At 73.6% G+C, this 8606-nt stretch carries 9 protein-coding genes; 2 read left to right on the top strand and 7 right to left on the bottom strand.

Features of this window, described 5'->3' with window-relative positions:
* Nucleotides 1–175: 175 nt before the first annotated feature.
* The 3 genes from ACFCZN_RS17205 to ACFCZN_RS17215 all read right to left on the bottom strand — a co-directional run bounded on the left by ACFCZN_RS17205 (nucleotide 176) and on the right by ACFCZN_RS17215 (nucleotide 3336).
* Nucleotides 176–1612 carry a glycoside hydrolase family 43 protein gene (locus ACFCZN_RS17205; RefSeq protein ID WP_430557553.1) on the bottom strand — a complete coding sequence of 479 codons (1437 nt, stop codon included), beginning with the start codon at nucleotides 1610–1612 and terminating at the stop codon, nucleotides 176–178.
* 93 nt (nucleotides 1613–1705) lie between these two features.
* Complete coding sequence (locus tag ACFCZN_RS17210) at nucleotides 1706–2785, bottom strand: LacI family DNA-binding transcriptional regulator (protein ID WP_430557554.1); 1080 nt, start codon at nucleotides 2783–2785, stop codon at nucleotides 1706–1708.
* On the bottom strand, nucleotides 2782–3336 hold the full coding sequence (locus ACFCZN_RS17215) for a GNAT family N-acetyltransferase (RefSeq protein ID WP_429766223.1): 555 nt from the start codon (nucleotides 3334–3336) through the stop codon (nucleotides 2782–2784). Before ACFCZN_RS17215 ends, ACFCZN_RS17210 begins: the two co-directional genes overlap by 4 nt.
* 69 nt (nucleotides 3337–3405) lie before the next feature.
* On the opposite strand from ACFCZN_RS17215, the gene purU reads away from it, so the two are divergent.
* Nucleotides 3406–4263 carry a formyltetrahydrofolate deformylase gene (gene purU / locus ACFCZN_RS17220; RefSeq protein WP_430557555.1) on the top strand — a complete coding sequence of 286 codons (858 nt, stop codon included), beginning with the start codon at nucleotides 3406–3408 and terminating at the stop codon, nucleotides 4261–4263.
* A gap of 43 nt (nucleotides 4264–4306) precedes the next feature.
* Here purU and ACFCZN_RS17225 read toward each other — a convergent pair whose 3' ends face one another.
* Both ACFCZN_RS17225 and ACFCZN_RS17230 read right to left on the bottom strand, forming a co-directional pair.
* Nucleotides 4307–5179 (bottom strand): VOC family protein, encoded by an 873-nt coding sequence (locus ACFCZN_RS17225; protein ID WP_430557556.1) that lies wholly within the window; start codon nucleotides 5177–5179, stop codon nucleotides 4307–4309.
* 41 nt (nucleotides 5180–5220) lie between these two features.
* Nucleotides 5221–5835: an NADPH-dependent F420 reductase gene (locus ACFCZN_RS17230; RefSeq protein ID WP_430557557.1), complete on the bottom strand. Its 615-nt coding sequence runs from the start codon at nucleotides 5833–5835 to the stop codon at nucleotides 5221–5223.
* 114 nt (nucleotides 5836–5949) lie between these two features.
* On the opposite strand from ACFCZN_RS17230, the gene ACFCZN_RS17235 reads away from it, so the two are divergent.
* A complete protein-coding gene (locus tag ACFCZN_RS17235; protein ID WP_430557558.1) occupies nucleotides 5950–6465 on the top strand; it encodes a MarR family winged helix-turn-helix transcriptional regulator in 516 nt (171 codons plus the stop codon).
* 49 nt (nucleotides 6466–6514) lie between these two features.
* Here the strand turns inward: ACFCZN_RS17235 and ACFCZN_RS17240 are convergent, their stop codons facing one another.
* Nucleotides 6515–7249 (bottom strand): ATP-binding cassette domain-containing protein, encoded by a 735-nt coding sequence (locus ACFCZN_RS17240; protein ID WP_429766214.1) that lies wholly within the window; start codon nucleotides 7247–7249, stop codon nucleotides 6515–6517.
* On the bottom strand, nucleotides 7246–8460 hold the full coding sequence (locus ACFCZN_RS17245) for an ROK family transcriptional regulator (protein ID WP_429766299.1): 1215 nt from the start codon (nucleotides 8458–8460) through the stop codon (nucleotides 7246–7248). Before ACFCZN_RS17245 ends, ACFCZN_RS17240 begins: the two co-directional genes overlap by 4 nt.
* Nucleotides 8461–8606: the final 146 nt, after the last annotated feature.

The raw sequence follows: 8606 nt of genomic DNA on the forward strand, positions 1-8606 counted from the left end.
GGGAAACCAAACGGGGGGGGGGGGTTGGTTTGGGCGGGGGGGGGACAATCGGTGGGGGGGGGGCAGGGGCGGGGTGGGGGGGGGGCCCCCTTCCCCTCCCTCGCCACAGCGGGTACTCCCTCGCGGAGTCCAGTACTACCTCACGGAGCCTGGTACTACCTCGGCACGGTGGGGACTACCTCGCGGGGCGACCGGACGTGACGACGTCGAGCCGTGCCGGCTCGCTGCGCACCTCGCCGTGGGCGTTGGCGACGACGGCGCGCACGAGCAGGCCGTCGGGCTCGCGCCCGGCGTGCTTCAGGGTCCAGCGGGCGGTGCCGTCGACGGCGCGCGTCGCGGCGGCCGGGGCTGCCGACCAGGTGGCGCCGTCGTCGTCGGAGACCTCCCACGTGACGACGGGGACCGGGGTACCGGACACGCGGACCTCGAACGTCGCGGGCCGGTTGCCGCGCACGGTCACGTCGCGCGGGTCCGCCGTGACGGCCGGCTCCTCGACCGTCTGGTCCACCACCGGCCAGCCGTCCTCCCAGGCCAGGCGCTGCAGGCCGAGCGTCGGGAAGCCCGGGATCTCGGCGTTCGCGCCGTCGTAGTAGTGGAAGGCGAGCACGCCGTCGGACACCGACTGGCCGCCCGGCCCCACGACCGCGCCGTGCGAGGAGAGCAGCACCGTGCCGCCGCCGTCGGCCAGGTCCCTGCCGTCCTGGTCGAGGTACGGCCCCGCAACGTCGCGCGACCGACCGACCGCCACCTGGTAGGTGCTGTCGAGGCCCTGGCAGCACCGGTCGAACGAGACGAACAGGTAGTACCAGCCGTCGCGCTCGACGACGTAGGGCGCCTCGACGGGGTTGCCCGGCATCATGCGGTCCACCAGGTGCGTGGCGTTCTCCAGTGCGCCGTCGGCGAGCTTGCCGCTGGGCCACTCGAGCTCGACGAGGAAGACGCCGTACCAGTACGACCCGATCGCCATGTACGGGGTGCCGTCCTTCCCCTCGACGATGCCCGCGTCGATCGCGTTGAACGTCTTCCCGCCGGCGATGTCCTGGGGCGAGTCGATCACCGGCCCCTGGTCGACCCACTCGTAGTCCGGGTCGTCCGGGTCGAGGGTCGTGTTGGTCGCGAGCGCCGTGACCGAGGTGTTCGTGCCGAAGCGCGACGCCGAGTAGTACAGGTAGTAGGTGCCGTCGTGCTCGTAGACCTCGGGCGCCCACAGGTTGTCGGGCAGCACCCCGTCGCCGTCCGCCGCGAAGCGCTCGTCGATCCAGGCGGGGATCTCGTCCCAGACGGTGCCGTCGTAGACCCAGGTCACGCCCTCGTCGTGGCTCGACCACATCTGGATCGTGCCGCCGTTCTCCCGGTTCACCAGCCCCGTGGTGTACACGCGCCAGGTGCCGTCGTCGCCGACGACGAGCGCCGGGTCGTGCACCGGAGAGGTCTCGCCGGTCACGGAGAGTCCGCCGGTCGGGGCGGTCGGGGCGTGGCGGCCGCGCTCGGCGCCGCCGGGCGTGGCGGTCGCCGGACCGACGGTCGTGGCGGCGACCAGCGACGCGCCCAGCAGCGCCGTCGTGAGCACCCCCGCCGCCGCGGCGCGGGCCCGCCTGAGAGATCTGCGCATCGTGACTCCTCTACAACGATGTAGAACTGCGAACGCGCCGAATCTACCCAGCCGCCACGACGGCGGTCAACGAGGGTGGTCGACGAGCCTCGGTCAGCGGGCGGGCGGCGGCGCCGTGCTGGAGCGCACCACGAGCTCGGGCACGATCCGCTCGGTCGGCACGGTGCCGCCGGCCAGCGCGGCGACGACCATCGCCACGCTGCGCTCCCCCAGCACCCCGAACGGCTGCCGCACCGTGGTCAGCGGCGGCACGAAGTACGCGGCCCCCGCGACGTCGTCGAAGCCCACCACCGACACGTCGTCGGGCACGGAGAGGCCCCGCTCCCAGAACGCACGGAGGATGCCGAGGGCGAGCTGGTCGTTCCCCGCGAACACCGCCGTCGGGCCCTCGTGCGCCACCACGGCCTCGGCGAGGTCGCGGCCCGCCGTGTACCCGTCCTCGGCCGACCAGCTGCAGTACCGCGGCCGGCTCGGCGCGATCCCGCGCGCCTCGAGCGCCTCCCGCCAGCCGGCGGCGCGCTCGCGGGCGTCGAACCAGTCCTGCGGCCCGGCGACGTGCAGCACGTCGCGGTGCCCCAGGTCGAGCAGGTGCTCGGTCGCGGTGCGCGCCCCGGCCCGCTGGTCGACGGCGAGCGACAGCGTCGTCGGGCCCGCCGCCGTCGTGCCCGCGTCGCGGGGCAGCTTCTCCAGGGCGGCGACGACGAGCACCGGCACCGGCGCGCGGAAGGACTCGACGGCGGCCGCGACGTCGTCCTGCGGGGCGATGACCACGATCGCCTCGACGCCCTGGTCCATGAAGTGCTCCAGGGCCTCGTGCATCGCCTCGGCGTCGTAGCGTCGCAGCGTCGCGACGGAGACGAAGTACCCCTCGTCCCGCGCCGCGCCCTCGATCGCGATGAGCGTGCTGGTCGGGCCGAACAGCGCCGAGCCCGTGGTCACCACGCCGAGCGTCGCCGAGCGCGCCGTCGCCAGCGCCCGCGCGGCGCTGTTGCGCCGGTAGCCGAGGGTGGCGATGGCGTCCAGCACCCGCTCGCGGGTCTCTCCGCGCACGCTCGGGTGCTCGTTGAGCACCCGGGAGACGGTCTGGTGGGAGACCCCGGCGACGGCAGCGACGTCGGCCATGGACGGGCGGCGCGACCGAGGACGCGTCGCCTGCCGGCCGGCGTCGGTCATGACTCCTGCGCCGCGTTCCTCGCGTCGACCTCGTCGAGCACCCGGCGCAGGTAGGTCAGCGTGAGCTTGCCCGCCGCGCGGTCGTACTGCTCCTCGTAGCCGTGCTTGGTGTACATGGCGAGGTTCTTCTTCGAGTCCTTGCCCGTGAACGCCCACACCTCCGTCACCTCGGACGGCAGGAACTGCAGGATCGCGAACATCAGGGACGTGCCGATGCCCTTGGCCTGCTGGTCCGGCGCGACGGCGAGCCGCCCCAGCGTCGCCTTCGGCCCCTCGATCTCCAGGCGCAGCGACCCCACCAGGCGGTGCCCCTCCCACGCGCCCACGGTCACGACGTCGTCGCGCGCCATGTCGTCGCGCAGCTCGTGCAGCGTCTGCGTCAACGGCGGGATGTGCGGGTCGTCGTACAGCTGCGCCTCGCTGACGAACGCCGCCCGCCGCAACGTCAGCAGCTCGCCCGCCTGGTCGTCCTCGACCAGCGCGATCCGCAGCGTGTCGTCGCCGCTCTCCTGCTGGACTTCCTGGGCGTCAGTGCCGCGTGCCTCGCTCATGAGGACATCGTGGCAGACCGACGGCGGACGTGTCGTCGCGCGCCCGGGGCCGTCGGTGACAATGGGCGGGTGACGACCGAATGGGTGCTGACCCTCTCCTGCCCCGACCGCCCTGGGATCGTGCACGCCGTGGCGGGCGTGCTGGCCGAGCACGGCGGCAACATCACCGAGTCGCAGCAGTTCGGGGACCCGGCGTCGGGCCTGTTCTTCATGCGCGTGCAGGTGGCGCTCGACGTCGAGGAGGCGGCGGGGCGCGACGCGCTCACGGCCGCGGTCGCGCCGGTGGCGGAGCGCTTCGCCATGACCTGGGAGCTGGACGTCGTCGGCCGCCGCCTGCGCACGCTGGTGCTGGTCAGCAAGGCGCCGCACTGCCTGGTGGACCTGCTGTACCGCGAGCGGTACCAGGGCATGCCGGTCGACGTCGTCGGCGTCGTGGGCAACCACCCGGACCTCGAGGACATGGCCGCGTTCTACGGCAAGCCGTTCCACCACGTGCCGGTCACCAAGGAGACCAAGGCGCAGGCCGAGGACCGGCTGCGCGAGCTGGTCGACGAGCTCGACGTGGAGCTGGTGGTCCTCGCCCGGTACATGCAGATCCTGTCGGACGAGCTCTGCCGCGACCTGCAGGGCAAGGTCATCAACATCCACCACTCGTTCCTGCCGAGCTTCAAGGGCGCCCGCCCGTACGCGCAGGCGCACGACCGCGGCGTCAAGCTCATCGGCGCGACGTCGCACTACGTCACGGGCGACCTCGACGAGGGCCCGATCATCGAGCAGGACGTCGAGCGCGTGGACCACTCGCGCGCCGTCGCGGACCTCGTCGCGATCGGCGAGGACGTCGAGCGCCGCACCCTCGCGCGCGCCGTGCGGTGGCACGCCGAGCACCGCGTGCTGCTCGACGGCCACCGCACCGTCGTCTTCCGCTGACCTCCGCCGACCCCGCCCGCCGCCGAACAGGCGCCCGGTCGGGTCAGCCGACCGACACCTCGACGAGCGTGTTCCACGGGTCGTCGAAGCGCAGGGTCCGGCCGTCGTCGCGCGTCGCGACGCCGGCGTGCTTCAGCCGGTCGGCGAGCGCGCCGACCTCGTCTCGCGTGGGCACGGTGAGCGCCACCTGGCCGAGGCCGAGCGTGGCGGCCCGCGGCCCGGCGCCCGCGCTGTTCCAGGTGTTCATCGCCATGTGGTGGTGGTACCCGCCGGCGGCGACGAACAGCGCGCCGTGGAACGTCGCCATGATCTCGAAGCCGAGGGTGTCGACGTAGAACCGCTGCGCGGTGGGGATGTCGCCCACCTGCAGGTGGACGTGACCGACCTGGGCCGCCTGGCCCGCGGTGCCGGCCAGGGCGTCCTCGGTGAGGTGCCGCTGCAGGAACTCCTGCGGGTCGAACCAGTCGGAGCCCATCGCCACGCGCCCGCCGTCGTCGTGCTGCCAGACCTCGCGCGGGCGGTCCCAGTAGAGCTCGATGCCGTTGTCCTCGGGGTCCGTGAAGTAGAACGCCCGCGACACCCAGTGGTCGGAGTTCCCGGCGAACCGCGACAGCGGGTGCTGCGCGGCGTGGGCGACGGCGGAGGCGAGCGCCTCCTCGGTGTCGAACAGCACGGCCGTGTGGAACAGCCCGGCCTGGTTCCGCGACGTCGCCGGCAGCCCCGGTGTGTGCTGCAGCGCGACGACGGGCACGCCGCCGCGCCCCAGCACCACCCGGCCGGGGGCGCCGAGGGCCGGGATCTCCTCGAGCGCGATCGCCTCGCGGTAGTAGGCGCTCATCGCGCCGAGGTCGCCCACGTGCAGGGTGACGGCGCCCATCGCGGTCTCGGCCGCGAGGAGGTCGGACGTGCGGGTCATGATCGGCTCCTGGTGCTGGGACGGGCGGGTGGCGACGGGGGTCAGAGCAGCGCGAACCCGGTGGTCCACTGCGTCCGCTCCCCCGCGGCGAGGGTGAGCTGCAGGAACCCGAGGGCCTCGAGCTCGCGAGCACGCTTCAGCGACCCGGCGTCGACGACGCGGACGGTGGAGCCGTCGAGAGCGGCGGCGAACGCGGCCTTGGCGGCGGCGTCGTCGCCCGCGACGAGGACGGTCGTGGGCACGTCGCCGACGGTGCCGCTCACGAGCGTCGCGGCGAAGTTCGTGTTGAACGCCTTGAGCACCGTCGCGTCGGGGAGCTTCTCCGCCAGCCCGGCGGCGGCGGAGGAGTCGGCGGGCACGACGAGCGCGTCGAAGGTGGCGAAGTCGAGCGGGTTGGTGAGGTCGACCACGGTGCGGCCGGCGAGCTGGTCGCCGTAGGTCGCGACGACGTCGTCGAGCGCCGGGTACGGCAGCGCCAGCACGACGATCTCGCCCGTGAGCGGCTCGCCGAACGCGGTCGCGGTGACGGCGGCGTCCACGGCCGCGGCCTTGGCGACGTCGCGGGCGACGACCTGCACGTCGTTGCCACCGGCGAGCGCGAGCCCGGCGATCGCGGTGCCCATGTTCCCGGTGCCGATGATGCTGATGGTGGCCATGGTTCCTCCTGGGGTCCCGCGCCGACCCTATTGGTTGACGCTACAACCAACATAGACCGCTATAGTTGTAGCGTCAACCTTAGTTCGAGGGTGACGGACCAGGAGGACGATCACGTGACGACGACCCGGCGCACGACGGCGGCCGACGACGAGCCGCGCTGGCTCGACGCCGAGCAGATGCGCACGTGGCTCCGCCTCCAGGCGGTGATCGAGCTGCTGCCCGCCGCGCTCGACCAGCAGCTGCGCCGCGACGCCGACCTCACCCACTTCGAGTACATCGTGCTCGCCATGCTCTCCGAGGCGCCCGAGCGCGCCCTCCGCATGACCGAGCTCGCCAGGCTCACCAGTGCCACGCTTCCCCGGCTCTCCCACGTCGCGCGCCGGTTGGAGGCGCGCGGCTACGTCGAGCGCTGCACCGCCCCCGACGACCGCCGCGCGACCATCGCCCACCTCACCGACGAGGGCTGGCGCAAGGTCGTCGCGAGCGCCCCCGGCCACGCGCGCACCGTCCTCGAGGACGTGTTCGACGACCTCGACCCCGATGAGCTGCACACCCTCGCGGGCGCGCTCGACAAGGTCCTCGCGCACATCGACCCGCACGACCGGTTCGGCCGGAAGGACCGCCGCTGAGGCCCTGCCGGCTCGAAGGTGGGACCAGCGGGCGAAGGCCCGCCTGCTCTCAGGCCGCGCCGGTGATCGCCGCGAGGATCTCCTCGTGCGCGGCCGTGGCCGGGAACGACCCGTTGTTCCGGCCGTGCCGCAGCACCTCGATGCGGTCGGAGACCGCGCGCACGTCGTTGAGGTTGTGGCTGATGAGGATGACGCCGAGCCCCAGCTCGCGCAGGCGCTGGATGTGCGTGAGCACCTCGGCGGTCTGCGCCACCGAGAGCGCCGCCGTCGGCTCGTCGAGCACCACGATGCGCGGCTGGCCGATGAGGGTGCGCGCGATGGCGACCGCCTGACGCTGCCCGGCGGACAGGTGCCGCAGCGGGGTCCGCACCGACGGGATCCGGATCGTGAGGTGCTCGAGGAGCGCGCGGGTCTCGGTCTCCATGTCGCCGTCGCGCAGCAGCCCCGCCCGCCCGCGCAGCTCCTGCCCCAGGAACACGTTCGCGGTGACGTCGAGGTTCTCGCAGACGGCGAGGTCCTGGAAGACGCTCGCCACGCCGAGCTGGTTCGCCGCCGAGGGCGACGGGATCGACACGGGCTCGCCGTCGATCTCCAGCTGCCCCGAGCTCGGGCTCAGCACGCCCGCCACGATCTGGGCGAGCGTCGACTTGCCCGCCCCGTTGTCCCCGACCAGGGCCACCACCTCGTGCGCGTGCACCTCCAGGTCCACGTCGACGAGGGCCTCGACGGCACCGAAGTACCTGCTGACCTGCCGCAGCGCGAGCAGCGGCGTACGTCCCCTCACCGGTTCCCCTTTCCTGTGCGGACCTGGCCCACGGCGACGGCGCCGTGCGGTCCGTCGTCGGGCTGCTCCAGCAGGTCGGTGTGCTGCAGCGCGAGCGCGAGGGCTCCCTCCAGCTCGGCGCGCGTCCCCAGCGCCGCGGGCACCACCTCGAGAGGCGTGACCTGCTGCAGCAGGGTCCGGCGGCGCAGCGCCTCGCGCAGCGGCCCGAGGAAGACCTCGCCCGTCGCGGCCAGCGCTCCCCCGACGACGACGAGCTCCGGGTTGAGCGACGTCGCCAGCCCGGCCACGACGCCGCCGACCACCGTACCGGCGTCGGCGACGATCTCCCGACAGCCCGGGTCGTCGTCGTTCGTCAGGCGCACGACGTCGGCGAGGGTGAGGTTCCCGTGGCTGCTGCGCAGCGGCTCGAGCAACGCCCGGTCCCCCACGACCGTGTCCAGGCAGCCGCGGCTGCCGCACGAGCAGATGTTGCCGGCCGGGTCGACCTGCACGTGCCCGATCTCGCCCGCCGTGCCCGCGACGCCGCGGTGCACGCGGCCCGCCAGCACGATGCCGGCCCCGACGCCGTGGCCGGCGCGGACGTACAGCGCGTCGTGCACCTCGCGGGCGGCGCCGACCGTGCTCTCGGCCAGGGCACCCAGGTTCGCGTCGTTGTCCACGAACACCGGCCGGGCCAGCCGCTTCGACAGCACCTGCGCCACGGGCACGCCGTCCCAGCCGCGCAGGATGCCGCGCACGGTGACCTGGCCGCTGGAGGCGTCGACCGGCGCCGGCAGCCCGAGGCCGATGCCGAGCACCTCGTCGAGCTCCGAACCGACGCGCTCCAGCAGGTCGACGACGAGCAGGGCCGCGCGGTCGAGGCTGGTGTCGGCGCGGTGCTCCGCCGGCAGCGGCAGCACCTGCTCGGCGAGGACCTCGTGCGACACGTCCGCGATCGCCACGGTGAGGTGCCGCGTCCCTACCAGCACGCCCGCGACGAGCCCGACGCGGTGGGCGAGGGTGACGAGCTGTGCGCGCCGGCCCGAGCGGATCGTGTTGCGCACCTCGACGAGCTCGGCGGCGACGAGCTCCTTGACGATGGTCGACACGGTGGCGGGCGAGAGCCCGGTGGCCCCCGTGAGCTCGACCTGCGTCAGCCCGCCGTGCCGCTTCACCGCGTCGACGACGCGCGCGCGGTTCGCCTCGCGCAGCGACGACTGCGATCCCACCATCGGCAGCCGTCCTCTCACGCCGGGGAGTCTATGGTGCGACGACGCGGGGGGGGGCGGTCGTCCGCCGCCCCACGCTTCGTTGCGGGATGGTTCTATCCCCGCCTGACCCCCCTTGTCAGCGCAACACCCAGGGGCGACCCGTGTTT

This window comes from Isoptericola sp. NPDC056134 (genome assembly GCF_042264825.1).
In the GTDB taxonomy this organism is placed as follows: domain Bacteria; phylum Actinomycetota; class Actinomycetes; order Actinomycetales; family Cellulomonadaceae; genus Isoptericola; species Isoptericola nanjingensis.

Excerpts from the sequence above, each read along its gene's own strand:
- ACFCZN_RS17205 (WP_430557553.1), bottom strand. The coding sequence starts at position 1,612 with ATGCGCAGATCTCTCAGGCGGGCCCGCGCCGCGGCGGCGGGGGTGCTC.
- ACFCZN_RS17210 (WP_430557554.1), bottom strand. The coding sequence starts at position 2,785 with ATGACCGACGCCGGCCGGCAGGCGACGCGTCCTCGGTCGCGCCGCCCG.
- ACFCZN_RS17215 (WP_429766223.1), bottom strand. The coding sequence starts at position 3,336 with ATGAGCGAGGCACGCGGCACTGACGCCCAGGAAGTCCAGCAGGAGAGC.
- ACFCZN_RS17225 (WP_430557556.1), bottom strand. The coding sequence starts at position 5,179 with ATGACCCGCACGTCCGACCTCCTCGCGGCCGAGACCGCGATGGGCGCC.
- ACFCZN_RS17230 (WP_430557557.1), bottom strand. The coding sequence starts at position 5,835 with ATGGCCACCATCAGCATCATCGGCACCGGGAACATGGGCACCGCGATC.
- ACFCZN_RS17245 (WP_429766299.1), bottom strand. The coding sequence starts at position 8,460 with ATGGTGGGATCGCAGTCGTCGCTGCGCGAGGCGAACCGCGCGCGCGTC.